The organism is Actinocatenispora rupis, assembly GCF_016861975.1.
Taxonomy (GTDB): domain Bacteria; phylum Actinomycetota; class Actinomycetes; order Mycobacteriales; family Micromonosporaceae; genus Actinocatenispora; species Actinocatenispora rupis.
Map to the genome: position 1 here is coordinate 40,322 of NZ_BOMB01000013.1, position 24,805 is coordinate 65,126.

A 24,805-nucleotide genomic window follows, 5' to 3' on the forward strand; every position below is an offset into this window, starting at 1 on the left:
GCAGTTCCTGGCCGAGCCCGTCACCGCCTCGCGCGGTGGCGGGCTCGATCCATTGGTACGGAAGGGTTTCGGGCGTTGCGGTTGCGGATGGGCGTGGCGTACGACGGCACGGGGTTCTCGGGTTGGGCGGTGCAGCCGGACCGCCGCAGCGTCGCGGGAGTACTCGGGGAGGCGCTCGGGCGGCTGTTCCGGGAGTACGACGGGTTGACGGTGGCGGGGCGTACCGATGCGGGGGTGCACGCCACCGGTCAGGTGTGCCACGTCGACGTTCCCGACGACGCCTGGGTACGCGTGGCGTCGGCGCGCGGTGCCGCGGCCCCGGACCCGACCGTCGCGGTGCGGCGGCTCGCCGGGGTGCTGCCGCCCGACGTACGCGTGCATGCCGTGACCCCGGTCGACCCGCGCTTCGACGCGCGCTTCTCGGCGTTCCGCCGGAGGTACGAGTACCGGATCACGGACGACCCGGCCGGGCCCACGCCGCTGCGCCGGTACGACACGCTCGGGTGGCCGCGGACCCTCGACACCGCGGCGATGGCGGACGCCGCGCGCGGACTGCTCGGCGAGCACGACTTCGCCGCGTACTGCCGGCGCAAGGACAACGCCACCACCATCCGCGAACTCCAGCGGCTCGACGTGGTCCGCGGTGACGTCATCACCGTGTCGGTGGCGGCCGACGCGTTCTGCCAGGCGATGGTGCGCAGCCTCGTCGGCGCGCTGCTCGCCGTCGGTGAGGGACGGCGCACCGTACCGTGGCCGGGTGGGTTGCTGACGCGTACGGAACGGGCCAGCGAGGTGACCGTGGCGCCCGCGCACGGGCTGAGCCTGGTCGGCGTGGACTACCCGACCGACCCGGCGGAATGGGCCGCCCGGGACGCCGCCACCCGCCGCCGCCGCGACGAGACCTGACCCGCGCCGGTTCCCTTGCGCGGCAGGCGATCCGGGATAGGTGGGCCCGGCGGAGTAGCCTTCCGCCGGGCCCGTGGGATATTCGACTGCTCTACCGATTGAGCTAACCGCGCGAAGCGCGGGGGAGGACTCGAACCTCCAACCGGTCGATCAACGACCCGTCGCCGATTTGGTAGCGCCGACACGTTTAAGAGCGGGATCATCCTGTGGGCCCACGACTCTGCCATTGAGCCTACCGCCCGTCGGGAGAACCGTTGCGGCGCAACGGTTCCCGTGAGCCGGGCGGGCCGGATTCGAACCGGCAACCTGGGCCTGTCGTCCGTACTCCCTCGATTCGACACTCGGCGAGAATGCTGATCCTGGAGCGATAGCGTGAACGTGACTCGGTGTCCGGGACTGCCTCTGCCAGTTGGGCTATCCCGTCACGAGTGACGGGAGGAGGACTCGAACCTCCACTGTGGACCCGGCGCCTGGAACGCGCGGGTCATCCCTGTCCGCGCGACCCTGGTTCAGGCTGAGCATCAGTCTCAGTCTGCGCTCCTTGGCGCGGGGTCAGCATAACCGTTGCGGGCAAGGGGATCGAGCGCTTTCCCGCCGCCGCACTCCGGACCACCGTCGCGACACGGTACCTGTGCGACGTGGCCACGCACGACTGGCGCCACGCGGATCCGGCGTCACGCGGAGCCGGAGCGACGTGCCACGTAACCGATGCGGCGCGAGCAACCCGTGTGACCAGGAACCGGTGCCGCACAAGAACCCGGGGCCGCGAGTACCGGGGCCACGAGTACCGGGGCCCACAAGTACCGGGGGATGGGCGGCGCGGAGGCTCGGTCGGTTGGTACGCAAGGGAAAGCCGCGCCGTCCCGAGCGTGCGGGGCGGCGCGGCGTGCGGTCAGCCGAACAGGTACCCGAGGACCCGCTCGCCGACCTTGCGGTCCTCGACCTCGGTGCCGTTCGCGTCCTCGCGGGCGAACTTCACGGCGGCCTGGAGCTTCTCGACGCGGTCGACGAGTTCGTTGATGCGGCTGGCGGGCAGCGCACCGGAGAACTTCACGGTGCGCCAGTATCCGACGGTGACGTCCTCGTGGTAGACCTCGACCTGCGCCGGGTGCTTCTCGGTCGCCTCTGCCTTGACGTGGTTGCGCGGCACCTTCCGGGTACGCAGGGTCTGCACGGGCTCGGTGGCGAACGAGTCGGCGGACGCGTCGTAGGTCCAGGACTCGGCGGCGTCGAGCACCGGCAGCTTGCGCACGAACGTGTGCAGGTCGACGAGCTGCTTCTCCAGGAACAGCAGGTACGTGACGGGCACGTCGGACAGGATCGTCCGGCCGTCGACGGTCACGTCGGCGCGGGCCGTGCAGTTCGCCCAGTCCTTGGTGGCGGTGACGTCGAACAGCCGGGTGAGGATGCGGACCGTCTCCCGGATGACGTCGTCGGCCTTGACCTGCACGCGGGTCGACTCGGGCGGCAGCCGCTCACCCTCCTCGTCCTTCGGCTGGTACGTCCGGGAGATGCCGGACAGCGCGGCCTGCTTCTGCAGGGCGTGGTGGCTCGCGGTGAGCTCGGCGAACGAGCGGCTCTTGACGCCCTTCTCCACGGCGATGATCTGGTTCAGCTTGGCCATCGTTTCTGCCTTCGACATTCGCCGGTACGGCGAAGGGAATGTGGTGTCGGCACCGGAGGCTACCGGCCGCGGGCAAGCGGACGGCACCGCTTTTCCGCCGGTACGGCAGGAAACCGTTGCGGTACAAGACGTTCCGGTGTGGAGGGTGAAACCGTACGCGGGGCTGCGGCGTGGTGTGTGCCGCCTTCGGGTCGTCGCGCCGGGGCCGCATCTTCGCGGTGTCCGCCGTGAAACCGGGACGTCGGGCAAGGCGTGGAGTGGGTGCCCGGACGGGCACCGTACCCCGAGGAGTCCCCATGCGCATCCCCCGAATGCTCGCCGTGCCGGTCGTCGCGGCCGCGCTCGCCCTCGCCGCGGGTGCGCCCGCGCTCGCGACGCCGGAGAGCCCGAGCCCCAGCCCGAGCCCGAGCGACAGCGCGAGTCCGAGCGACAGCGCAAGCCCCAGCGCGAGTCCCAGCAGCAGTGCGAGTCCGAGCGCCAGCACGCCCGACGACAGCCCGAGCCCCAGCCCGAGTACGTCCACCGAGCCGGGGACGCCGTTCTCGGTGGAGGGCACGTTCTCGCCCGACCCGGCGGCGGAGGGCGACCGGGTGACGCTCACCGTGACCGTCCGGTACACCAGCGCCGGTGGGCAGCTGACCGTCGACGGCCTCGGCGGCCCGCTGTCCGTCCGGTACACGCCGGAGGAGTACGCGTGCGGGATGACGACGTCGTCCCGGATGACCTGCCAGGTACCCACCGACGAGGATGCCGCCGTCTACACCACGACGCTCGTCGTCCGGCACCTGACGCACTCGCCGACCAGGCGGTGGGTGACGCTGACCGCGCACAACGACGAGGGCACCGTCTCCGCGCGGGTACCGGTGACGCTCGTGTCGTCGAGCGCGTCGCCCAGCGGCAGCCCCACGGCCACCGCATCCCCGAGTACGCCCGCGGCCGGCGGCCTGCCCGTGACCGGTACCTCGCTGCTGCTCGTCGGCGGTGTCGCCGCCGTACTGCTCGGCACCGGTACTGTCGCCCTGCTCCTCGCCCGACGCCGTACCGTCGGCTGACCCCCGGGATCCGGCGGCAGGCAACGCCTCCGCTGGCCCTTGAACACAGAACCGTTGGCAGACAACGGGTCAGCTGTGAGGGGCCGCCGCGGAACCGTTGGCGGGAAACGGGTCGGCGCTGTGGACGGCGCCCGTCGCGCATCGCGTCGGGCGCCGTCGCAGCGCTGCCGCCCGCGCGACCACCGAGCCGGAAACCGTTGACAGGAAAGGGTTCCGGCCGGGGTGGGCGGCCCTCGCCGTGGGCGGCTAGCCGCGTCCGCCGGCGGAACCGTTGGCCGACAACGTGTTCGCCGGGCGTTGCGGCGGGACGGTCAGTCGGCGTTGCGGCGGGCGTCGACCACACCCGTCAGGTACGTCTGGACCATGTCGGTGACGATCTGCTGCGTGGTGGCGTTGCCGGCCGGCGCCTTGCCGTCGGTACGGCCGACCACGACGTAGAGCACGTAGTGGCCGTACGACTGGAGGGTGAAGACGGTCGGCGACTTCGCCAGCTTCGGTGCGCCGGGCGCGGACAGGCCGGCGAAGTTGCCGCGGGTCTGCCGGCCGAGCTGCTTGATCGCGTCGGCCGCGGACTGCGCGCCGGCCGAGTCGGCGAGGTTGCAGATCCCGGCGGTCAGCACGTACCCGTCGGCGGGTGCGGCGAGCGTCGCCCGGATCACCTGCGTGCAGTGGTACTTGGTGAGCACGCCGCCGACCTTGCCCGTGGCCGCCTGCCCGCACACCGTGCGCGGCTTGTCCCGCGCCAGGATCCGGTACGTGGCGTCCCGGCCCGGGTCCGGGTGCAGGTCGTCCTGCCCCCACACCTCGTCGACGGTCAGCGGCTTCGGATCCGTACCGCGCGCGCTGACGTCGATCGGCGACCGGGTCGGCGACGGACTCGGCGGGGTCGTCGCCGAGTGCTTCGGCCCGGCCGTCGGCGTGTCCTGCGGATTGCCCTTGACCAGCGCGTACGACCCGGCGAGCAGACCGCCGAGGAGCACCACCGCGGCGATCCCGGCGAGTACCTTCGGCCAGCGGTGCGGCCGGTCCCGACGCGGCGGCGTGGGCACGGGCTCGGGCGTCGCGGCGGGCGCGAACGGGCGTACCGGGTCGCCGAAGGGCTGGGCGGGCAGTCCCGTGCCGAACGGCGCACCGGAGCCCGGTTGGGGCGCGAACGGACTCGGCGGCGGCGCCCCCAACGACGGCCCCGCGAACCCCTGCCCCGGATGCTGCTGCTGTCCCTGGTACGCCTGGCCCGACGCCTGCCCCGGGTACTGCTGCGCCCCGGGGTACGGCTGGGAGCCGGGGGGCGACGACTGTCCGGAGTACGGCGGGGTCGCCTGGTCCGGGAAGGGCTGCATCGAGGTGGGCTGATCCTGGGATCCGACCTGCTCCCGGTCGGTGTGCGGGGGCGGGAAGCCGCCCGGATACCGTGGGTCCGGGTGCGTCATGCGCGCCAGAGTACCCAACGAGCCGAAGGGGCCACCGCGTGCCGAACGAGCCTGCCGACGACCCGGGGCGAGCGGTCCGACCGGCGCCCGGCGACCCGACGCACCCCGGCACCCCCGCTCAGGACTCCGCCCCCACGCCCCGCGACGCCGCCGGCGAGTCCACGGAGCCAGGCGAGGCAGCGGCGACCGCGGACAGCGGCGCCGCCGGCCCCGACCCCGCCCCGACGCCCGCCGCCGCCCCGACGCCCGGCTCCGCGGAACGTGGCACCGGCGCGACGCCTGGCTTCGACGCCACGGTTCCCGACGCTGCCGGGGACGACGGCGCGGTTTCCGACGCTGCCGGGGACGGTACGGCGGGGCCCGGTGACGGGGCAGCGGCCGGGGAGCACTACTTCACGGCGGATCCGAGCGCGCCCGCGACCCGGTCGACGGTACGGTTCGCGGTCGGTACGCGGGAGGTGCGGTTGACCGCGGCGGGCGGGGTGTTCTCGGCGTCGCGGCTGGACCCGGGCACGGCCGTACTGCTGCGTAAGGCGCCGTTGCCGCGGCGGGCCGGGACGCTGCTGGACCTGGGCTGCGGGTACGGGCCGATCGCGGCAGCGCTGGCGGTGAGCGCGCCGGCCGCCACGGTGTACGCGGTGGATGTGAACGCCCGCGCGCTGGACCTGGTGCGGGAGAACGCGGCCGCGCTGGGTGCCGCCGACCGGATCGTCCCGGCGACGCCGGACGCGGTGCCGGCGGACGTGGTGTTCGACGAGATCTGGTCGAATCCGCCGATCCGGATCGGGAAGCCGGCGCTGCACGGGCTGCTGACGACGTGGCTGCCGCGGCTGGCGCCGGGCGGGGTGGCGTGGCTGGTCGTGGCCCGTAACCTGGGCGCCGACTCGCTGGCCGGCTGGCTGACCACCCAGGGGTACGCGGTGGACCGGCACGCGAGCCAGAAGGGCTACCGGGTGCTGTCCGTCGCCGCGGCCGGATAACCCCGCGACAGGGCGGCCGGTCACCTGCACAATCGGGTACTCGTGGGCTATGTCGACGTCGCCGGGTTGAGCCATGTGCTCGCCGACGGGCGGGAACTCTTCGCGGACGTGTCGTTCCGGGTGGGCGAGGGCGCCAAGGTGGCGCTGGTGGGCGCCAACGGGACGGGCAAGACGACGCTGGTCCGGATGGTGGCCGGTGACCTGCCGGTGTCCACGGGCGCGATCGCCCGCGCGGGTGGGTTGGGCGTGATGCGCCAGTTCATCGGGATGACGGACGAGGTGCCGGGTGTGGCGCCGCGGCCGGGTGGCGGCACGGTGCAGGATCTGGCGCTGTCCCTGGCCCCGCCCCGGGTACGCGCGGCCGGCGCGGCACTGGCCGCCGCGGAGCAGGCGATGCGTACTGCGGAGCTGCGCGGCAAGTTCTCGAACGCGGCGCGCGCGGCCCAGGTGCGGTACGCGGAGGCGCTTGGTGCGTGGGGCGACGCCGGCGGGTACGAGGCGGAGGTGGCGTTCGACACGGCCTCCATCGAGGTGCTGGACGCGGAGTGGGTCGACGCGAAGGACCGGCTGCTGGGCACGCTGTCCGGCGGCGAGCAGAAGCGGTTCGCGCTGGAGCTGCTGCTGTCCGGGCCGGACGAGGTGCTGCTGCTGGACGAGCCGGACAACTTCCTCGACGTACCGGCGAAGCGGCGGTTGGAGGAGCAGCTGAACGCCTCCGACAAGGCCGTCCTGTACGTGAGCCACGACCGGGAGCTGCTGGCGAACACCGCGGACCGGGTGGTGGCCCTGGAGTCGGGCAGTTCGTGGACGCACGGCGGCGGGTTCGCGAGCTGGCACGAGGCCCGCGCCGACCGGTACGAGCGGCTGGAGGAGCTGCGCCGCCGCTGGGACGAGGAGCACGCCAAGATCAAGCAGCTGGTGCTGATGTACCGGGAGAAGGCGAAGTACAACTCGGACATGGCGAGCCGGTTGCAGGCGGCGAAGACGCGGCTGGCGAAGTTCGAGGAGGCGGGGCCGCCGCCGGCGCCGCCGAAGGACCAGGACATCCGGATGAACCTGCGCGGCGGCCGTACCGGCAAGCGGGCGGTGATCTGCACGGACCTGGCTCTGTCGAACCCGTCCGGCGAGACGCTGACCAGCGGTTTCGACACCGAGATCTGGTACGGCGACCGGGTCGCGGTGCTCGGCGCGAACGGTACGGGCAAGTCGCACTTCCTGCGGCTGCTCGCGCTCGGCGGCACGGATCCGGAGCCGGGCACCGTGCTCCCCGGTACGCATCTGGCGCCGGTGCCGCACACCGGCGTGGCGCGGCTCGGCGCCCGGGTGCGCCCGGGGCACTTCTCGCAGACGCACGACCGGCCGGAACTGGTCGGGCGGACGTTGCGGGACATCCTGTGGCGCGGGGACGAGAGGCGCGACGGCATGGACCGGTCGGCGGCGATGAAGGCGCTCAGCCGGTACGAGCTGACGGGGCAGTCGGAGCAGGACTTCGGCACCCTGTCCGGCGGTCAGCAGGCGCGCTTCATGGTGCTGCTGCTGGAACTGTCCGGGGCGACGTTGCTGCTGCTCGACGAGCCGACCGACAACCTCGACCTGGTCAGCGCGGAGGCGCTGGAGGAGGGCCTCCGGTCGTTCCAGGGCACGGTGCTCGCGGTGACGCACGACCGGTGGTTCACCCGCGGCTTCGACCGGTACCTGGTGTTCGGGAACGACGGTGCGGTGACGGAGACGGCCGAGCCCGTCTGGGACGTACGGTGACCGGCGTGTGCCGGTCCGGGACGAGTGAGTGACGATAGGGACATGTCCATCCCCCAACAGGCCGTCGAGCCGGACGAGTCGGGCACCCGTCTCACCCCGCCGGACCAGCAGCGCCCACGCCCCGACGACGTGTCCGAGGTGCTGCCGGTACGGATGACCGCCGACGACGCCGACGAGCCGTACGACGTGGTCGACGCGCTGAGCCTGATGCGCTTCATCAGCGGGGAGCAGCCGCACGCGCGCACGAAGCGGCTGGAGCGGATCAAGCCGGAGGCGTCGCTGCTGCCCGAGGGCGCCCGCCTGCTGCGTACGGTGCACGAGGACTCGCGGCAGTCCCGGCTCGCAGTCGGCGACGGCTGGACGCTGCGGGCGGTGCGCTGGCGTAGCGGCGGCGGCGAGGTGACCGTCACCGCGACCACCGAGGACCTGGCCGTCTCCGTACTGGAGCGGGCGGTGGACGGGGTGGCCGCGGAGCCGTCGCCCGAGCCGGACACCGTCGAGATCGGTTTCTGGTACCACTCGTCGCGGCACGGGGCGTACCGGACGGCGCGCGGGATCGGTACGAGCGAGTGGGCGGACATCACGCGGAACTACTCGCGCCCGGTGTCCGAGGCGCTGGCGAAGCTGATGACGGTCACCCCGGACTCGGTCAACGGCCGGCTGCTGCTCCTGCACGGCCCGCCCGGTACGGGCAAGACGACGGCGTTGCGGGCGCTGGCCCGGTCGTGGCGTTCGTGGTGCCAGGTCGACTGCGTACTCGACCCGGAGAAGCTGTTCGCGGAGCCGAGTTACCTGATGGACCTGGTCATCGGGGACGACAACGACGAGGACGGCAAGTTCCGGCTGCTGTTGCTGGAGGACTGCGACGAGCTGATCCGCGGCGAGGCGAAGTACGCGACGGGTCAGGCGCTGTCGCGGCTGCTCAACCTGACCGACGGGCTGCTCGGCCAGGGCCGCAACGTGCTCGTCGGCATCACCACCAACGAGGACCTGCAACAGCTCCACCCCGCCGTCGTACGCCCGGGTCGGTGCCTGGCGCAGATCGAGGTCGGCCCGCTGACCGCGGACGAGGCGCAGGCGTGGCTCGGCGACGCGGCGAAGGCACCGGCGACCGGCGCCACGCTGGCCGAGCTGTTCGCGCTGCGCGCCGGGCGTCCGCCGGTGGAGCTGCGCCGTCCGCCCCGAGCCGGCCGGCGGCTTCTACCTCTGACGCGGCGTGATCGCCGGTTCTGGGGGTACCCGTCCAAGATCGACTGGTTGCGGTCTGTGGTCGGGACGGTCGGGAACGGCGTGGTTGAGCCGTTTCAGCGTGCGGGACGTCACTGTTCGTGATGGCCGAGGTGCTGACACCATCGGAGAGGTGAGCACCCCCCGTGAGTTGACCGTGCCCTCCGCCAGCGTCGATCCCGTACGGACGCTGCCGATCGTGGTCCACATGGACGACGCCGACACCACGTACGACGTGGTCGACGCGCTGTCGCTGACGCCGTTCGCGGACGGGGCGCAGCCGTGGGCCAGGACCGCCCGGCTGGACCACATCCGGCCGGACGCGTCGCTGCTGCCGCCCGGCGCGGTCCCGGTACGCCAGGCGGCCGGTGACCGTCGGGAGGCGCTGCTCGCGACCGGCGAGGGCTGGACGCTGCGCGCCGTACGGTGGCGTGGGGGTGGCGGCGAGGTGACCGTCACCGCGATCAGCGACGAGCTGGCCCGGTCCGTGCTCGCCTCCGCCACCAGCGACGCCGCGTCGACACCGGTGGACGCCGAGGACGGCGCGGTCGACCTGGGCTTCTGGTACCACTCGGCGCGGCGCGGCGGGTACCGCACCGTACGGTCCGTGGACGCGCCGAGCTGGCTGGACATCCGCGCCAACTACGCCGGTACGGTCGCGGCCGCGCTCGACCGGGTGATGGCGTTCCGGCCGGGGCCGACGACGGGCCGGCTGATGCTGATGCACGGCGAGCCCGGTACGGGCAAGACGACGGCGCTGCGGTCGCTGGCCCGGCAGTGGCACGACTGGTGCCAGGTCGACTGCGTACTCGACCCGGAGCACCTGTTCGCCGACCCCGGGTACCTGATGGACGTCGTACTCGGGGACGGCGAGGAGGAGGACGACGGCCGCTGGCGGCTGCTGCTGCTGGAGGACTGCGACGAGCTGATCCGCGGCGACGCCAAGCGCACCAGCGGTCAGGCGCTCGCCCGGCTGCTGAACCTGACGGACGGGCTGCTGGGCCAGTCCCGCCGGGTACTCGTCGCGATCACCACGAACGAGGACCTGTCCCGCCTGCACCCGGCGGTCACCCGGCCGGGCCGCTGCCTGGCCCGGGTGGAGATCGGTGCGCTGCCGCGCGAGGAGGCCACCCGCTGGCTCGGCGGCGCCGGCGAGGTCGGCCCGGACGGCGCGACCCTGGCCGAACTGTTCGCGCTGCGCGACGGTGCCGACCCGGTCGGCGTGACCCGCGCCGCCCGCCCGGCCGGCGGCTTCTACCTCTGACCGCGCCGCTTTCCCTTGTACTACAAGGGAAAGCGGACGCTGGCCGTCATCGCCGTGTCCTCGTGTGCGAGGTCGCGGCAGTACGGTCGCCGGCGTGGTCCGCCGCCCGAACCGGGTACGAAGGATCGGTCCGGGAAACGTCCCGACGACTGCCGCGTCGGCGCCGGAAACCCTGCCCCGCAAGCGATCCAGCGACGCCCAACAGTGCGGCGCGCCGGCCACCGGGAGCAGCGCGGTCGGCCGTCACCGGCCCGCGGGTGCCGGCCGCGCCGCGCCGGCGACCGGACGGTACGGGGCGCGGCGATGCGCACCGCGCCCCGTACCGGTCAGGTCACCGCCTTCTCGGCGACCGCGGACGCCGCCCTGGTACCGAAGGCGATGCCGCGGGCCTCCTTGCCGATGGCGGTCAGCACGATCACCGCCACGAACACCGGGACGATCGTGGCCGCCAGGGCGAACGGATACCCGTGCGTGGCGGCGAGGTGCTGCTGGATCGGCAGGTTGAGCGCCGCGAGCAGGTTCCCGAGCTGGTACGTCACGCCCGGGTAGAAGCCGCGGATCTCGTCCGGCGACAGTTCGGTCAGGTGTGCGGGGATGACGCCCCACGCGCCCTGCACCATCACCTGCATCAGGAACGAGCCGAGGCACAGCAGCGCCGCGGTCCGGGAGTACGCGAAGAGGGGGACGATGGGCAGGCCGAGTACGGCACAGAAGATGATCGAGACGCGCCGGCCGAACTTCTGCGACAGCGTGCCGACGAGGGTGCCGCCGAGGATCGCGCCGACGTTGTAGATGACGGCGATCCAGGTGGCGGTGGTCGCGCTGAGTCCGATCCCGCCGTTCCCGCTCTCCTTCAGGAACGTCGGGTAGACGTCCTGCGTGCCGTGGCTCATCCAGTTGAACGCGGTCATCAGCAGGACCAGGTAGATGAACCGGCGCAGCGTCTTCCAGTTGAAGAAGACCTGCGCGATGGTGGTCCTCGTGGCGCGGCGCCGCTCGACGGCGGTCTCCCACACCTCCGACTCGCGTACGGACATGCGGACGATGAGGCTGATCAGCGCCGGCAGGATGGACAGCGCGAACATCCACCGCCAGGACAGCCCCAGCGTCGAGTGGATCAGCAGGAACGCCAGCGACGCGAGCAGGTAGCCGAAGGCGTACCCCTCCTGGAGGACGCCGGAGAAGAAGCCGCGGCGACCGGCCGGGATCTTCTCCATGGCGAGCGCGGCGCCGAGCCCCCACTCGCCACCCATGCCGATCCCGTACAGGAGGCGGAGGACGAGCAGGACGGTGAAGTTCGGCGCGAAGGCGCAGACGAAGCCGACCACCGCGTAGAAGCAGACGCAGGTGATGAGCGGCACCCGGCGGCCGACCCGGTCGGCCCACAGCCCGAACAGCGCGGCGCCGACGGGCCGCATGACGAGCGTCACCGTGGTGAGCACGGCGACCGCCTCCAGGGACATCGTGAAGTCCTTGGCGATCTCCGCGTACACCAGCACGATGATGAAGTAGTCGAACGCGTCCATCGTCCAGCCGAGCAGTGCGGCGATGAACGAGCTGCGTTGGTCCCGGGTCAGTCGTTGCCGCCCGGCCGGCGTCGCCGCCGTGCTCACGGTGCCTCCCCGGAACGACGTGCCACGGCTCTGCCCATCGAGCTCACCTCCGCTTCGTTCCACGACCGCGGGTGCGTCGGATTTCGCACGGTCCAGGATGCATCCTGCTCCCCGAAACGATCTTTCGCATTATGTCGATCTTGGTTAACTTTTCTCCTGCTACGTGCCCGCTCCCGGCCGCCCGCGACCCCGCCCGTTCCGCTGATCCGGCGCCACGGTGACCCACGTCGCGGCGGTACGGTGACTGCCGGGGGCGGCGCCGTCGGGCGCTCAGGTACCCTGGGACGCCGGAGCGGGGTCACTTTGACCGTGCCGGAAGCCGCCAGGTATCGTTGTGGGCTGTTGCGTGTACCGTCCGCACGCCCGACTCAGGGCGTCGATACCTTCAGGCGGCCGCACCCCGAGACACCGACGACGAGACAAGGTAAACCTGTGCGTACGTACAGCCCCAAGCCGGGCGAGATTGCGCGCCAGTGGCACGTCATCGACGCCACGGACGTCGTGCTCGGCCGCCTCGCCAGCCAGACCGCTCAGCTCCTGCGCGGCAAGCACAAGCCGACCTTCGCGCCGCACATGGACACCGGCGACTTCGTGATCATCGTGAACGCGAGCAAGGTGGCCCTGACCGGCAACAAGCGCGAGCAGAAGGTGGCCTACCGCCACTCCGGCTACCCGGGCGGCCTCAAGCAGGTCGGCTACACCGAGCTGCTGGAGAAGCGCCCGGAGCGGGCCGTCGAGCTCGCCGTCAAGGGCATGCTCCCGCACAACCGGCTCAGCCGTCAGATCCTCAAGAAGCTGAAGATCTACGCCGGCCCGGAGCACCCGCACTCGGCGCAGCAGCCGACCCCGTTCGAGATCACCCAGATCGCGCAGTAGGGCAGGAGTAAGCGTGACCAGCGCCATCGAAGAGACAGTCGCCGAGGTCGTCGAGCCCGTCCCGACGCCGCGCGCCGCCGACCGCCCGGTGCAGACCGTGGGCCGCCGCAAGGAGGCCATCGTCCGGGTCCGCCTGGTTCCCGGCACCGGCCAGTTCAAGCTCAACGGCCGCACCCTGGAGGAGTACTTCCCGAGCAAGGTCAGCCAGCAGCTCGTCAAGGAGCCGCTGGTGACCTCCGAGCGGGTCGAGGCGTACGACGTGCACGCCAACCTCAAGGGCGGCGGCATCACCGGGCAGGCCGGCGCGCTGCGCCTGGCGATCGCCCGCGCCCTGTGCGAGGTCGACCCCGACCACCGCCCGGCGCTGAAGAAGGCCGGCTTCCTGACGCGTGACGACCGCGCCGTCGAGTCGAAGAAGTACGGCCTGAAGAAGGCGCGCAAGGCGCCTCAGTACTCCAAGCGGTAGTTTGTGGTCCGGCCTTTCCGCCGGATCCTGTCTCGGCCGGACACGTCTGCATCGTGTCCGGCCGAACTGCTGTTCGGGGAAAGTAGCCTGCGGTTGAACGGGCGCTGACGACTTCGATAGCGAGGGGTGTGCATGGCTCGGTTGTTCGGTACCGACGGGGTGCGTGGGCTCGCCAACACCGAGCTGACGCCCGAGCTGGCGGTCGGCGTCGCGGTGTCCGCCGCGCACGTACTGGGCGTCGGGTCGGAGGACGGGGCGCGACCGCTGGCCGTGGTCGGCCGGGATCCGCGGGCCAGCGGCGACATGCTGGAGGCCGCCGTGGTGGCGGGTCTCACCAGCGCCGGCACCGACGTGCTGCGCGTCGGTGTACTGCCCACCCCCGCGGTCGCCGACCTGGTCGCGTCGACCGGCGCACACTTCGGTGTGGTGCTGTCCGCGAGCCACAACCCGATGCCGGACAACGGGATCAAGCTGTTCGGGGCCGGTGGGCACAAGCTGCCCGACGAGGTCGAGGAGCAGATCGAGAAGCTGGTCGAGGCACCCGACTCGTGGACCCGCCCGACCGGCGCGGGCATCGGCCGGATCCGGGAGTACGAGGCGGGCGCGGAGACGTACGTCGGGCATCTGCTGGCGACGCTGCCGCACCGGCTGGACGGCCTCACGGTCGTGGTGGACTGCGCCAACGGGGCGGCGTCCGCGGTCAGCCCGCTGGTGTACGAGCGGGCCGGGGCGACGGTCATCGCGATCCACGCCGAGCCCGACGGGCTCAACATCAACGACAAGTGTGGTTCCACCCACCTCGACGACCTCCGCGCCGCGGTACGCGAGCACCGGGCGGACGTGGGCATCGCGCACGACGGTGACGCGGACCGCTGCCTGGCCGTGACCGCCGACGGCGAGACCGTCGACGGCGACCAGATCATGGGCATCCTCGCGCTGGGCATGAAGGACGCCGGCACGCTCACCGCCGACACGCTCGTCGTCACCGTGATGAGCAACCTGGGCCTGCACCTGGCCATGCACGAGCACGGCATCGAGGTGGCCACCACCGCCGTCGGCGACCGGTACGTGCTGGAGGAGCTGCGGTCGCGTGGCCTCGCGCTCGGTGGCGAGCAGTCCGGCCACGTCGTCATGCCCGGGTACGCGACGACCGGTGACGGCACGCTGACCGCGCTGCACCTGCTCGCGCGGATGGCCGGGACCGGTCGCAGCCTGGCCGACCTGGCCGCCGTCGTACGGCCGCTGCCGCAGGTGCTGACGAACGTCCGGGTCGCGGACAAGACCGCCGCCACGGCGACGAAGGTCGTCGAGGCCGTGAGCGCCGCCGAGCAGGCCCTCGGTACGACGGGCCGCGTGTTGCTGCGCCCCTCCGGTACGGAGCCGCTGATCCGGGTGATGGTGGAGGCGGAGACGCAGCGGCAGGCGGTCGAGACCGCCGAGTCCATCGCGGCGACGGTCCGCGCCGTCAGCCCCGCCTGACCCGGCCCCGGTACCCGAGCGGCAAGCGGTTTCCGGTGCTGTGCAACCGGTGCCGGTGTCAGTCGGCCCCGGTACCCGAGCGGCGAGAGGTTCCGGTGCTGTGCAACCGGTGTCAGTCGGCGACGGTGGCGCGGAGGCGGGTGAGGAGTTCCTCGGTGAGGGGCGAGCGCCAGCGGTCGGTGGGGTGCACGGCGCCGACGTACCGGATGGGGGTGGGGTCGACGGGGCGGGCGACGAGTCCGCTCAGCGGCCCGGTGGTGCTGTCGGTGGCGAGGGCCACGGTGGGGACGAGGGCGACGCCCATGCCGGCGGCGACGACGGACTGCATGAACAGGTAGTCACTGGCGTAGCAGGCGACGCGGGGGCGGAAGCCGGCGACGGCGGCGTAGTGGTCGAGCATCTCGCCGACGTCCGCCCAGCCTTGTACCCAGGGCTCGGTGGCGAGGTCGGCGAGCCGTACGGTGCCGTGGTGCGCGAGCCGGTGGTCGGCGGGGAGTACGACGCGGACGGGGTCGCGGCGGAGCGGCACGTACCGGAGGGTGTCGCCGATGCCCCAGTCGTCGGGCGGCCGGGGCGTGGAGAAGTGGTAGACGACGGCGAGGTCGGCTTCGCCGCGCCGGACCATCGGTACGGCGGCGTGCGGTTCGGCTTCCATCACCTTGACCTCGGCGTTCGGGCGGTCGGTGGCGAGTCCGCTGACGGCTTCGGGGAGGAGCCGTTGGCCGGCGGAGGCGAACGTGGCGACGGCGAGGCTGCCGCGGTCGCCGGCGGCGATGTCGGCGACGTGACGCTCCGCTTTGGCGAGTTCGGCGGCGATGGTGTCGGCAGCGGCGACGAGCCGGCGGCCGGGCGCGGTGAGTGTGATCCCCGTCGTACGGCGCTCGACGAGGGGCGCTCCGACCTGCCGTTCGAGCGCCGCGACCTGCTGTGACACCGCGGACGGGGTGATTCGGAGCTGGCGGGCGGCGGCGGCCATGCTGCCGCGTGCGGCGGCGGCGCGCAGCACCATGAGCCGGGGTACGTCGATCATCAGTCCTGCTTAACACCCCTCACCGGATTCGGCTCTACTCCTGGCGACGGATTCGACGGAGAGTTGCTGCCGTGACTCGACGTTCCTGGTTTCTGCTGCTGGTGTTGTCCGCCACGTGGGGCGCCTCGTTCCTGTTCATCGACTGGTCGTTGGACGGGTTGGGCGCGCCGGTGGTGGTGTTCGGGCGGCTGCTGGTCGGTGCGGCGACGCTGGCGGTGGTGGCCCGCCCCGGTACGTTCCGGGCGCTGCGCGGGCGGTGGCTGCGGCTGGCGGTGTTCGCGCTGTTCGAGATGGTCCTGCCGTACCTGCTGATCGCGTACGGGGAGGGCCGGGTGCCGTCGGGGCTGGCGTCGATGCTGGTGTCGACGCAGATGACGTGGGTGGTGCTGCTGACGCCGCTGCTCGCCCCGGGCTCCCGGGTACGCCCGGTGGCGCTGGCGGGCGTGGCGGTGGGGCTGCTGGGTGTGGTGGCGCTGGCGGATCCGTTCGGGGCGGGCCGGCCGGATCCGGTGGGCGTGGTTCTGGTCACGGCGGCGGCGGTGAGTTACGCGGCGGGCGCGCTGCTGCTGGGTCGGCTGTTGCCGGGCGTACCGGCGGTGCCGTTGACGGCGGCGGGGCAGGCGGTGGCGGCGCTGCTGGTACTGCCGTTCGCGCTGGCGTACGTGCCGCGCGCGGTGCCGCCGACCCGCACGCTGGTGGCCCTGGCCGTACTCGGGATCGTGTGCACGGCGGGTGGGTTCGCGCTGTTCAACCACCTGGTGACGCGGTCGGGGCCGGGCGCGGCGAGCCTGGTGTCGTACCTGGCGCCGGTGTTCTCGGTGGCGTACGGCGTGGGTCTGGCGGGGGAGCGGTTGACGCCGGCGGCGGTGCTGGGTCTGGTGCTGATCCTGGCCGGTTCGGCGCTGACGACGGTACGGCGACGCCCGCGCGGACGGGCGGTGAACGATGGCTTTCGGCCGCGAAACGCGCAAATGGCCAGTTCGACACCCCGCGAACTGCGCACCGGTCCTGCGCGTTTCTCGGCTAGGCTCCCGGATTATGTGCGGCATCGTGGGGTACGTCGGGCACCAGCCGGCCTCCGGCATCGTCGTGGACGGCTTGCGCCGGCTGGAGTACCGGGGGTACGACTCGGCCGGGATCGCGGTCGTGGCGGACGGGGCGGTCCGGTCGGCGAAGCGGGCGGGCAAGCTCGCCAACCTGTGCAAGGCGCTGGACGAGCGTCCGGGCGGTGACGGTCTGGAGACCGCGACGACCGGCATCGGGCACACGCGGTGGGCGACGCACGGCGCGCCGACCGACCGCAACGCGCACCCGCACACGTCGGCGGACGGCCGGGTCGCGGTCATCCACAACGGCATCATCGAGAACTTCGCGCGGCTGCGCGACGAGCTGGAGTCGGCCGGGGTGGAGTTCGCGAGCGACACCGACTCGGAGGTCGTGGCGCACCTGCTGGCGGCGGAGACGGCCGCGGACGTCGGGCTGGCCGCCGCGATGCGTACGGTGGCGGGCCGGTTGGACGGCGCGTTCACGCTGCTCGCGGTGGCGGCGGACGAGCCGGACCTGGTGGTCGGCGCCCGGCGCAACTCGCCGCTGGTGGTCGGCGTCGGCGCCGGGGAGTACTTCCTGGCGTCGGACGTGTCGGCGTTCATCGCGCACACCCGGGACGCGATCGAGCTGGGCCAGGACCAGGTGGTGACGATCACGCCGAAGGGTGTGGAGGTGACCGACCTGGCGGGCGCGCCGGCCGCGACCACCGCGTACCACGTGGACTGGGACGCGAGCGCCGCCGAGAAGGGCGGCTACGACTACTTCATGTTGAAGGAGATCGCCGAGCAGCCGAAGGCGGTCGCGGACACGCTGCGCGGCCGGCTCACCGACGCCGGCGAGATCACCCTCGACGAGGTACGCCTGTCGGACCAGGACCTGCGCGACGTGGACAAGATCTTCATCGTGGCGTGCGGTACGGCGTACCACGCGGGGTTGGTCGCCAAGTACGCGATCGAGCACTGGACGCGGATCCCGTGCGAGGTGGAGCTGGCGAGCGAGTTCCGGTACCGGGATCCGGTGCTGGACCGGTCGACGCTGGTGGTGGCGATCTCGCAGTCCGGCGAGACGATGGACACGATCATGGCGCTGCGGCACGCGAAGGTGCAGAAGGCCCGCGTGCTCGCCATCTCCAACACGAACGGGTCGACCATCCCGCGCGAGTCCGACGCGGTGCTGTACACGCACGCCGGGCCGGAGGTCGCGGTGGCGTCGACGAAGGCGTTCCTCACCCAGCTCGTGGCGTGCTACCTGGTGGGGCTGCACCTGGCGCAGGTGCGCGGCATCAAGTACGCGGACGAGGTGGCGGCGGTGGTCGCGCAGTTGCAGGCGATGCCGTCGAAGGTGGAGGCCGTGCTCGCCACGATGGAGCCGGTACGCGAGCTGGGCCGGTCGCTCGGCACCGCCCGCTCGGTGCTGTTCATCGGCCGGCACGTCGGCTACCCGGTGGCGCTGGAGGGTGCGCTCAAGCTCAAGGAGCTGGCGTACATGCACGCGGAGGGGTTCGCGGCGGGCGAGCTGAAGCACGGCCCGATCGCGCTCATCGACGCCGGCACCCCGGTCGTCTGCGTCGTGCCGTCGCCCCGCGGCCGCGCCGTGCTGCACGACAAGATCGTGTCCAACATCCAGGAGGTACGCGCGCGCGGTGCCCGCGTCATCGCCATCGCCGAGGAAGGCGACACCGCCGTACTCCCGCACGCCGACCACGTCATCCACGTACCGCGGACGCCGACGCTGCTCGCGCCGCTCGTCAGTACGGTGCCGTTGCAGGTACTCGCCTGCGAGATCGCCGCGACCCGCGGCCACGACGTCGACCAGCCCCGCAACCTCGCCAAGTCCGTCACCGTCGAATGACGCGACGGCTCAGTCCTCGTAGTGTTAGCGGCACTGGGCGATGCGGATCTCCTCGCCGTCGATCTTGTAGACCAGCCGGTGCTCGTCGGTGATCCGGCGTGACCAGAATCCGTGGAAGCCATGTTTGAGGGGCTCGGGTTTCCCGAGCCCCTCGTTGCCGTTCCGGTCGATGTCCTTGATCAGCGTGTTGATCCGCTTGAGGATCTTGCGATCCTGCTGCTGCCACCAGACGTAGTCTTCCCAGGCGTTCTCGTCCCACACCAGGATCATTCGACGATGTCCCGCCGGGTTCCCTTGCCGGCTTCGAGCCGTTCGATCGATGCCAGCAGGCGGCGGGCGTTCGCCGGGCTGCGCAGCAGGTATGCCGCTTCCTTCAACGACTCGTAGTCGTCCAGGGAGACGATCACGACGGGCTCGTGTCCGGCCCGGGTGACCACCACCTCCTCGCGGTCTTCCACAACGCGGTCAAGCGTCTCCGCGTAGCGCGCCCGGGACTCCGAGTAGCTCATCGTCCGCATGCATCCTCCTCTCGCCTACGTACAGAATATTGTACGTCGATGGAGGGCGGCGCGCTATGCGTCGGCTGTCACGGTGGTGAGGAAGGTGCGCCAGGCGGTGCCGGAGACGCGCAGGACGCCGCCGTCCGGGTCCTTGCTGTCCCGCACGAACCACACGTCGTTCACGTCCGCGACCTCAACGCACTCGCCGCCCTGACTGTCGCTGCGGCTCGACTTCCGCCATCCGGTCGCGACCTCGACGCACTGGCCGCCTTCGCCGCCGCTGTGGGTGGACTTTCGCCAGGTGGTCGCCACTTCGACGCAGTTGCCGCCTTCCCCTCCGCTGCGGCTCGACTTCCACCAGCGCAAGCCGTTCACGTCAACGGTGCCCATACAGTTCACTCCTCAGGCCGGCGATGAACGCGATCGAGTCTTCCACCGGGAGGGCTTGCGCGCGAGCGGCATCCAGGGCCTCGGTGTAGCTCTCCACGATCGCCTGATCCGGCGTCACGCGACCGTCACCGGGGCCTTCCATGTAGAGGAATCGGCTGCGGTCAGGGCTTGTCAGCACGACGAACGATCCGGAGGTCGGTGCCTTCTTCGCCTGGGCATAAGGGAGGACTTGCAGCGACAGGTTGGGTAGTTCGGCGTGCTCGATCAGGCGCCGAAGTTGCTCTGACATGACGTCGTCGTCTCCCATCGGGCGACGCAGGACGCTCTCGTCCAACACGAACCAGAGCCGAGGCATGTCATGCCTGACGAGGAGCTCTTGGCGTTGGAGGCGCGCACGGACTTGTTTCTCGATTTCCTCGGGCTTCTTCGGTGGCCAGGTGTTCAGGACCGCGCGGGCGTAGTCCTCGGTTTGGAGGAGGCCGGGGACTACCTGGACCTCGAAGCTGTGCAGCGCAAGGGCTTCCGCTTCGAGTTTGACGAAGGGCTGGAACCATTTGGGGTAGCCGCGGGGCATGGCCTGGACCATGCGGGTGAAGAAGCCGTCGGTGGCGAAGACCTCGTCGCAGCGTACGGCGAAGGGTTCAGTGGGGACGCGCCGCAGCTTCTCGACCTCGGCGACGAGCGACGCGGAGAACGTCATGAGCCGCGCGGCCTGCTCCTGGGTGAGGCCGCGTTCGGTACGCAGCCGGCGCAGCTCGGCCGCGAAGTATCGCCGCATCGCGTCGGGGGCCGCGTCCACACGCGTCTCCACAGGCATCGCACACCACCGGTACGGCGTCGGTACGGGCGCCCCGCGCGCGCGGGACAGCGCTGACCCGTGGAGCCTAAGCCCCTACCCTGCGTGAAGTACAGACGGCACTCTGGGGACATGAGTACACAATCCGGCGCCGTGGACGGCGCGCTCGCGGCCCGCATCGAGGACGAGCTTCCGGGCGCGACGCTGCCCGAGACGCCGCGCCGCTTCGCCATCTTCCGGTTCGACGCCGACGACGAACCCGTCCTGCACCTGTGGGGACTCCAGACCGAGAAACGGGCCGTGGCCTTCCACCCGGGCGGCAGCAGTACGCACCGGGCGGACAGCGCCGAGCACATCGCCGGCCTGATCGACCTGGCGATGGACAACGCGCTCGTCTGGCTGGATGCCTGACGCGGAGCCAGCTCCGGCCCGCGACGCGCCGCGACGCCCGACCCGCGACCGGGCCGGGCGGCCCGCCCTCAGGTCAGGTGCCGGGCGAAGAACTCGTACACGAGGGCGGACACGAACGCGGCCTGCGCGTTGTCCGCGGCGCCGCCGTGGCCGCCCTCGATGTTCTCGTAGTAGGTCACGTCGTGGCCCTGCGCGAGCAGCCGGGCGACCATCTTGCGGGCGTGCGCCGGGTGCACCCGGTCGTCCCGGGTCGACGTCGTGTACAGCACCGGCGGGTAGGCGGCGTCCGGCCGGACCTGGTGGTACGGCGAGAACTCCCGCATGAACGCCCAGTCGTCGGGCTCGTCCGGGTCGCCGTACTCGGCCACCCACAGCGCGCCAGCCAGCAGCCGGTGGTACCGGCGCATGTCGGTGAGCGGCACCTGCGAGACCGCCGCACCGAACAGTTCGGGGTGGCGGGTGAGCATGACGGACACGAGCAGGCCGCCGTTGCTGCCGCCGTGGATGCCGAGCCGCGGCGCGGTCGTCAGCCCGCGCGACACCAGATCCGTTGCCACCGCGGCGAAGTCCTCGTACACGAGGCGGCGGTTCTCGCGGACCGCGCCGGAGTGCCACGTCGGCCCGTACTCGCCGCCGCCGCGGATGTTCGCCAGCACGTACCGGTGGCCGCGGGACAGCCAGGCGCGGCCGATCGTGCCCGAGTACGTGGGCTGCCAGGGGACCTCGAAGCCGCCGTAGCCGTACAGGACGGTGGGCAGCGGGCCGTCGGTGTCCGGGCCGACCACGAAGTACGGCACGCGGGTGCCGTCCGCGGACACCGCGAAGTGCTGCCGCACCACCAGACCCGTCGCGTCGAAGTACGCCGGGGCGTGCTTGACGGGCTCCGCGCCCGCGCCGATCGTGCCCACCGACAGCGTCGTCGGCGTGAGGAACCCCGTCACCTCCAGCAGGTACTCGTCGTCGACGTCCGCGTCCGTGCCGTGCGCCGACGCCGTGCCCAGCTCCGGTACGCCCGCCAGCGGCTCCGCGTGCCACGGCCCCGACTCCCGCGGCGTCAGTACGGTCAGCCGGCTCGACACGTCGTGCATCTCGGTGAGGATCAGGTGGTGCCGGGTCCACGAGTATCCGGCGAGCGCGGTGTGCGGGTCCGGCTCGAACAGCGGGACGAACGCCGGGTCCTCGCCCGCCACGTACGCGTCGAAGCCGGTGGCGAGCAGCGCGCCCGCGGGGAAGCCGCGCCACGGCGTACGCAGCTCGACCAGCAGCCACTCCCGTTGCACCGTCACGATCGCGTCGTCCGGCAGGTCGATCCGGGTCAGCGTGTCGCCGTCGCGCAGGTACAGCTCGTCCCGGTAGAAGTCGATGCCGCGGCGCACGAAGTCCCGCTCGTACCCCTCGGTGTCGTCGTGGTGGCCCGTCACGTACGTGTCGTCGGGCTTGCCCTCGAACACCAGCGGCGCCTCCGCCACCGGCGTGCCCCGGCGCCACTCCCGCACCGTACGGGGCAGGCCGGCGTTGGTGAGGCTGCCCGGGCCGGTGTCCGTGCCCACGTAGACGCGGTCCGCGTCGATCCAGTCGACGAACGTCTTCGCCTCCGGCAGCGTGAACCCGTCCGCCACGAACTCCCGCCGCACCAGGTCGAACTCGCGCACCACCGTCGCGTCCGCGCCGCCCCGCGACAGCTGCACCAGCGCCCGCTCGTACGCCGGGCGGAGGACCTGCGCGGAGTCCCACACCCAGTTCTCGCCCTCGGCGTCGGCCAGCGCGTCCAGGTCCAGCAGCACGTCCCACTCCGGCTCCGCCGTCCGGTACGACGCGAGCGTGGTGCGCCGCCACAGCCCGCGCGGGTGCGCCGCGTCCCGCCAGAAGTTGTACCGGAAGTCCCCGCGCCGGGTGATGTACGGGATCCGGTCGTCGGCGTCCAGTACCTCCCGGATCCCCGCGCGCAGCCCGTCGTACCGGGAGCCGGCGGCCAGGTCGGCGACGGTGCCGGCGTTGCGCTCGCGTACCCAGGCCAGGGCTTCGTCGCCGGTGACCTCCTCCAGCCAGCCGAACTCATCCTCGCCGTCCGTCGCGCGCTCGCTCATGCCGGCCAGTGTGCACCAGCCCCTCGGGCGGTGTGTCAGGGTGGACGGCGTGATCATCGGTGTCGGGGTCGACGTCGTCCTGGTGGACCGGTTCGTCCGGGCGTTGCAGCGCACGCCGCTGCTCGCCGAACGCCTGTTCACCGCGGACGAACGGGTCACCGCGGCCGGCCACCCGCGGTCCGCGGAGTCGCTGGCCGCACGGTTCGCGGCGAAGGAGGCGGTGGCGAAGGCGCTCGGCGCGCCCACCGGCCTGAACTGGCGCGACTGCGAGATCGTCGTCGACGGCACCGGACGACCGTGGCTGACCGTCACCGGTACGGTCGCCGACGCCGCGGGCGGGCAGGGCATCGACCGGTGGCACCTGTCGCTGTCGCACGACGGAGGGATCGCGTCGGCCATGGTCGTCGCGGAGGGGGGACGATGAGGCGCGCGTACCGGGTGGCCGAGGTGCGGGCCGCCGAACAGGAACTGATGGCGACACTGCCGCCCGGCACGCTCATGCAGCGCGCCGCCGCCGGCCTCGCCGCCCGCGCCGCGGCCCTGCTCGCCGAGGGTGCGGGCGGCGTCTACGCGTCGCACGTACTGCTGCTCGTCGGCTCCGGCGACAACGGCGGCGACACCCTGTACGCGGGGGCCCGGCTCGCCCGCCGCGGCGCCGCCGTACGGGCACTGCTGCTGTCGCCGGACTCGACGCACGCCGACGGGCTCGCCACGTACCGGGCCGCGGGCGGGCGGATCGTCGACACCGCCGACGGGCGTACCGACCTGGTGCTGGACGGGATCGTCGGCATCGGCGGACGACCCGGCCTGCGACCGGCCGCACTCGCCGCGGTACGCGCCACGGCCGGGGCTCCGGTCCTCGCCGTCGACGTACCGTCCGGGGTCGACGTGGACACCGGCGCCGCACCCGACGAGTCCGTACGGGCGGACGTGACGGTCACGTTCGGCACGCTCAAGCCGTGCCTGGTGGTCGGGCCGGCGGCGCCGCGGGCCGGCCTGGTCGAACTCGTCGACATCGGCCTCGGGCCACACCTGCCCGACGAGCCGTGGCTGCGGGTACCGGACGCCGAGGACGTCGCCGCGTGGTGGCCGACGCCGGGACCGCTGGACGACAAGTACACCCGCGGGGTGGCGGGGGTGGCCACCGGCTCCGAGACGTACCCGGGGGCCGCGGTGCTGTCGGTGGGCGGCGCGCTCGCCGGACCCGCCGGCTTCGTCCGGTACGCCGGGCACGCCGCCGACCACGTACGGCTGCGGTGGCCGGAGGCGGTGGTCGCCGACCGGGTGAGCGACGCGGGCCGGGTACAGGCGTGGGTGGTCGGCTCGGGGCTCGGCACGGACGTGCGGGCGAAGGGCGAGCTGCGCGCCGCGCTGGCCGCGGACGTACCGGTGTGCGTGGACGCGGACGGGTTGACGCTGCTGGCGGAGGACCCCGCCGGCTGGCTCGCCGACCGTACGGCGCCGACGGTGGTCACCCCGCACGACCGGGAGTACGCGAGGCTGGCGGGTGGGGAGCCGGGGCCGGACCGGGTGGCCGCGGCGCGCGGGCTGGCGGACCGGCTGGGCGTGACGGTGCTGCTGAAGGGCGACCGCACGGTGGTGGCCGCGCCGGGCGGCGGCTGCCTGGTGAACTCGACGGGCAGCCCGGCGCTCGCCACGGCCGGCAGCGGCGACGTGCTGTCCGGGCTGCTGGGCGCGCTGCTGGCGGCGGGGTTGCCGGCGGAGCGGGCGGCGCTCGCGGCGTCGTTCGTGCACGGCCTCGCCGGCCGGTACGCGGCGGCAAGCGGGCCGGTGAGCGCGCAGAACATTCTTGCGTCCCTTCGGCCTGTCGTGCACTCCTTGACCGGGTGACCTCGGCTTTCAGATGGGGAAGTCACACCGGCACAACCGGTGACCGTCGTACGCGGGCGGCCGGGGGCGGATCCCCGCGCCATGAACACTCTCCGCAGTCGGGTGACCGCCGTCCGGGTGACATGACGCCACCAATCGGGGTGTACGGGTTGGACGGGGTTCGGGTT

Annotated in this window: 21 protein-coding genes and 2 pseudogenes; 14 read left to right on the forward strand and 9 right to left on the reverse strand. The window is 72.4% G+C overall.

Annotated features, from left to right (window positions below):
- Positions 1-87 precede the first annotated feature (87 nt).
- On the forward strand, positions 88-906 hold the full coding sequence (truA, locus tag Aru02nite_RS12415; RefSeq protein WP_203657685.1) for a tRNA pseudouridine(38-40) synthase TruA: 819 nt from the start codon (positions 88-90) through the stop codon (positions 904-906).
- Positions 907-1,798: 892 nt separating this feature from the next.
- Here the strand turns inward: truA and Aru02nite_RS12420 are convergent.
- The gene (locus Aru02nite_RS12420) at positions 1,799-2,530 is read right to left on the reverse strand and encodes a DUF7873 family protein (RefSeq protein ID WP_203657625.1); all 732 of its coding nucleotides are present in this window, start codon (positions 2,528-2,530) and stop codon (positions 1,799-1,801) included.
- 296 nt (positions 2,531-2,826) lie between these two features.
- Between Aru02nite_RS12420 and Aru02nite_RS12425 the strand changes: the two genes are divergently transcribed.
- Complete coding sequence (locus Aru02nite_RS12425) at positions 2,827-3,582, forward strand: hypothetical protein (RefSeq protein WP_203657626.1); 756 nt, start codon at positions 2,827-2,829, stop codon at positions 3,580-3,582.
- A 311-nt stretch (positions 3,583-3,893) separates the two neighbouring features.
- On the opposite strand, the gene Aru02nite_RS12430 is transcribed toward Aru02nite_RS12425, so the two are convergent.
- Complete coding sequence (locus Aru02nite_RS12430; protein WP_203657627.1) at positions 3,894-5,012, reverse strand: hypothetical protein; 1,119 nt, start codon at positions 5,010-5,012, stop codon at positions 3,894-3,896.
- Between the two features lie 380 nt (positions 5,013-5,392).
- Here Aru02nite_RS12430 and Aru02nite_RS12435 point away from each other — a divergent pair.
- The 4 genes and pseudogenes from Aru02nite_RS12435 to Aru02nite_RS12450 all read left to right on the forward strand — a co-directional run.
- Positions 5,393-5,992 (forward strand): annotated as a pseudogene (locus Aru02nite_RS12435) (class I SAM-dependent methyltransferase); the annotation flags it as partial.
- 42 nt (positions 5,993-6,034) lie between these two features.
- Positions 6,035-7,750 carry an ABC-F family ATP-binding cassette domain-containing protein gene (locus tag Aru02nite_RS12440; protein WP_203657628.1) on the forward strand — a complete coding sequence of 572 codons (1,716 nt, stop codon included), beginning with the start codon at positions 6,035-6,037 and terminating at the stop codon, positions 7,748-7,750.
- Between the two features lie 42 nt (positions 7,751-7,792).
- The gene (locus tag Aru02nite_RS12445; protein ID WP_239076634.1) at positions 7,793-9,082 is read left to right on the forward strand and encodes a DUF5925 domain-containing protein; all 1,290 of its coding nucleotides are present in this window, start codon (positions 7,793-7,795) and stop codon (positions 9,080-9,082) included.
- 28 nt (positions 9,083-9,110) lie between these two features.
- Complete coding sequence (locus Aru02nite_RS12450) at positions 9,111-10,241, forward strand: DUF5925 domain-containing protein (RefSeq protein ID WP_239076635.1); 1,131 nt, start codon at positions 9,111-9,113, stop codon at positions 10,239-10,241.
- A gap of 326 nt (positions 10,242-10,567) precedes the next feature.
- Here Aru02nite_RS12450 and Aru02nite_RS12455 read toward each other — a convergent pair whose 3' ends face one another.
- The gene (locus Aru02nite_RS12455) at positions 10,568-11,854 is read right to left on the reverse strand and encodes an MFS transporter (RefSeq protein WP_203657629.1); all 1,287 of its coding nucleotides are present in this window, start codon (positions 11,852-11,854) and stop codon (positions 10,568-10,570) included.
- A gap of 432 nt (positions 11,855-12,286) precedes the next feature.
- Between Aru02nite_RS12455 and rplM the strand changes: the two genes are divergently transcribed.
- The 3 genes from rplM (at position 12,287) to glmM (ending at position 14,675) form a co-directional block, all read left to right on the forward strand.
- Positions 12,287-12,730, forward strand: a complete 444-nt coding sequence (gene rplM, locus Aru02nite_RS12460) for a 50S ribosomal protein L13 (RefSeq protein WP_203657630.1) — start codon at positions 12,287-12,289, stop codon at positions 12,728-12,730.
- 13 nt (positions 12,731-12,743) lie between these two features.
- Positions 12,744-13,196, forward strand: a complete 453-nt coding sequence (rpsI, locus tag Aru02nite_RS12465) for a 30S ribosomal protein S9 (protein ID WP_203657631.1) — start codon at positions 12,744-12,746, stop codon at positions 13,194-13,196.
- 132 nt (positions 13,197-13,328) lie between these two features.
- A complete protein-coding gene (gene glmM / locus Aru02nite_RS12470; protein WP_203657632.1) occupies positions 13,329-14,675 on the forward strand; it encodes a phosphoglucosamine mutase in 1,347 nt (448 codons plus the stop codon).
- A 112-nt stretch (positions 14,676-14,787) separates the two neighbouring features.
- Here glmM and Aru02nite_RS12475 read toward each other — a convergent pair whose 3' ends face one another.
- Complete coding sequence (locus tag Aru02nite_RS12475) at positions 14,788-15,705, reverse strand: LysR family transcriptional regulator (RefSeq protein ID WP_203657633.1); 918 nt, start codon at positions 15,703-15,705, stop codon at positions 14,788-14,790.
- A 101-nt stretch (positions 15,706-15,806) separates the two neighbouring features.
- On the opposite strand from Aru02nite_RS12475, the pseudogene Aru02nite_RS36585 reads away from it, so the two are divergent.
- A pseudogene (locus tag Aru02nite_RS36585) lies at positions 15,807-16,604 on the forward strand (DMT family transporter); the annotation flags it as partial.
- Between the two features lie 139 nt (positions 16,605-16,743).
- Positions 16,744-18,603, forward strand: coding sequence for a glutamine--fructose-6-phosphate transaminase (isomerizing) (glmS, locus tag Aru02nite_RS36590; protein ID WP_239076636.1), 1,860 nt, complete (start codon positions 16,744-16,746; stop codon positions 18,601-18,603).
- A gap of 24 nt (positions 18,604-18,627) precedes the next feature.
- On the opposite strand, the gene Aru02nite_RS12485 is transcribed toward glmS, so the two are convergent.
- The 4 genes from Aru02nite_RS12485 to Aru02nite_RS12500 are packed head-to-tail and all read right to left on the reverse strand — an operon-like array spanning position 18,628 to position 20,310.
- Positions 18,628-18,873, reverse strand: coding sequence for a Txe/YoeB family addiction module toxin (locus tag Aru02nite_RS12485; RefSeq protein WP_203657635.1), 246 nt, complete (start codon positions 18,871-18,873; stop codon positions 18,628-18,630).
- Positions 18,870-19,121 (reverse strand): type II toxin-antitoxin system Phd/YefM family antitoxin, encoded by a 252-nt coding sequence (locus Aru02nite_RS12490; RefSeq protein ID WP_203657636.1) that lies wholly within the window; start codon positions 19,119-19,121, stop codon positions 18,870-18,872. The genes Aru02nite_RS12485 and Aru02nite_RS12490 overlap by 4 nt, the downstream gene beginning before the upstream one ends.
- Positions 19,122-19,175: 54 nt before the next feature.
- Positions 19,176-19,493, reverse strand: a complete 318-nt coding sequence (locus tag Aru02nite_RS37560) for a DUF397 domain-containing protein (protein WP_203657637.1) — start codon at positions 19,491-19,493, stop codon at positions 19,176-19,178.
- Entirely contained in the window at positions 19,480-20,310 is an 831-nt protein-coding gene (locus Aru02nite_RS12500) for a helix-turn-helix domain-containing protein (RefSeq protein ID WP_203657638.1), read from the reverse strand. Before Aru02nite_RS12500 ends, Aru02nite_RS37560 begins: the two co-directional genes overlap by 14 nt.
- 111 nt (positions 20,311-20,421) lie before the next feature.
- Here Aru02nite_RS12500 and Aru02nite_RS12505 point away from each other — a divergent pair, with 111 nt between their 5' ends.
- Positions 20,422-20,700, forward strand: coding sequence for a hypothetical protein (locus Aru02nite_RS12505; protein ID WP_203657639.1), 279 nt, complete (start codon positions 20,422-20,424; stop codon positions 20,698-20,700).
- A gap of 68 nt (positions 20,701-20,768) precedes the next feature.
- Here Aru02nite_RS12505 and Aru02nite_RS12510 read toward each other — a convergent pair whose 3' ends face one another.
- Positions 20,769-22,787, reverse strand: coding sequence for a prolyl oligopeptidase family serine peptidase (locus Aru02nite_RS12510; protein WP_203657640.1), 2,019 nt, complete (start codon positions 22,785-22,787; stop codon positions 20,769-20,771).
- Between the two features lie 49 nt (positions 22,788-22,836).
- On the opposite strand from Aru02nite_RS12510, the gene Aru02nite_RS12515 reads away from it, so the two are divergent.
- Together Aru02nite_RS12515 and Aru02nite_RS12520 are read left to right on the forward strand one after the other, a co-directional pair.
- Complete coding sequence (locus Aru02nite_RS12515) at positions 22,837-23,211, forward strand: holo-ACP synthase (protein WP_203657641.1); 375 nt, start codon at positions 22,837-22,839, stop codon at positions 23,209-23,211.
- The gene (locus Aru02nite_RS12520) at positions 23,208-24,638 is read left to right on the forward strand and encodes an NAD(P)H-hydrate dehydratase (RefSeq protein WP_203657642.1); all 1,431 of its coding nucleotides are present in this window, start codon (positions 23,208-23,210) and stop codon (positions 24,636-24,638) included. The genes Aru02nite_RS12515 and Aru02nite_RS12520 overlap by 4 nt, the downstream gene beginning before the upstream one ends.
- The last annotated feature ends 167 nt before the right edge of the window (positions 24,639-24,805 follow it).

Bases quoted from the DNA above. Each gene is read 5' to 3' on its own strand.
- truA (WP_203657685.1), top strand. From the start codon at position 88: ATGGGCGTGGCGTACGACGGCACGGGGTTCTCGGGTTGGGCGGTGCAG.
- Aru02nite_RS12420 (WP_203657625.1), bottom strand. From the start codon at position 2,530: ATGGCCAAGCTGAACCAGATCATCGCCGTGGAGAAGGGCGTCAAGAGC.
- Aru02nite_RS12425 (WP_203657626.1), top strand. From the start codon at position 2,827: ATGCGCATCCCCCGAATGCTCGCCGTGCCGGTCGTCGCGGCCGCGCTC.
- Aru02nite_RS12430 (WP_203657627.1), bottom strand. From the start codon at position 5,012: ATGACGCACCCGGACCCACGGTATCCGGGCGGCTTCCCGCCCCCGCAC.
- Aru02nite_RS12445 (WP_239076634.1), top strand. From the start codon at position 7,793: ATGTCCATCCCCCAACAGGCCGTCGAGCCGGACGAGTCGGGCACCCGT.
- glmM (WP_203657632.1), top strand. From the start codon at position 13,329: ATGGCTCGGTTGTTCGGTACCGACGGGGTGCGTGGGCTCGCCAACACC.
- Aru02nite_RS12475 (WP_203657633.1), bottom strand. From the start codon at position 15,705: ATGATCGACGTACCCCGGCTCATGGTGCTGCGCGCCGCCGCCGCACGC.
- glmS (WP_239076636.1), top strand. From the start codon at position 16,744: ATGTGCGGCATCGTGGGGTACGTCGGGCACCAGCCGGCCTCCGGCATC.
- Aru02nite_RS12485 (WP_203657635.1), bottom strand. From the start codon at position 18,873: ATGATCCTGGTGTGGGACGAGAACGCCTGGGAAGACTACGTCTGGTGG.
- Aru02nite_RS12490 (WP_203657636.1), bottom strand. From the start codon at position 19,121: ATGCGGACGATGAGCTACTCGGAGTCCCGGGCGCGCTACGCGGAGACG.
- Aru02nite_RS37560 (WP_203657637.1), bottom strand. From the start codon at position 19,493: ATGGGCACCGTTGACGTGAACGGCTTGCGCTGGTGGAAGTCGAGCCGC.
- Aru02nite_RS12500 (WP_203657638.1), bottom strand. From the start codon at position 20,310: ATGCCTGTGGAGACGCGTGTGGACGCGGCCCCCGACGCGATGCGGCGA.
- Aru02nite_RS12505 (WP_203657639.1), top strand. From the start codon at position 20,422: ATGAGTACACAATCCGGCGCCGTGGACGGCGCGCTCGCGGCCCGCATC.
- Aru02nite_RS12510 (WP_203657640.1), bottom strand. From the start codon at position 22,787: ATGAGCGAGCGCGCGACGGACGGCGAGGATGAGTTCGGCTGGCTGGAG.
- Aru02nite_RS12520 (WP_203657642.1), top strand. From the start codon at position 23,208: ATGAGGCGCGCGTACCGGGTGGCCGAGGTGCGGGCCGCCGAACAGGAA.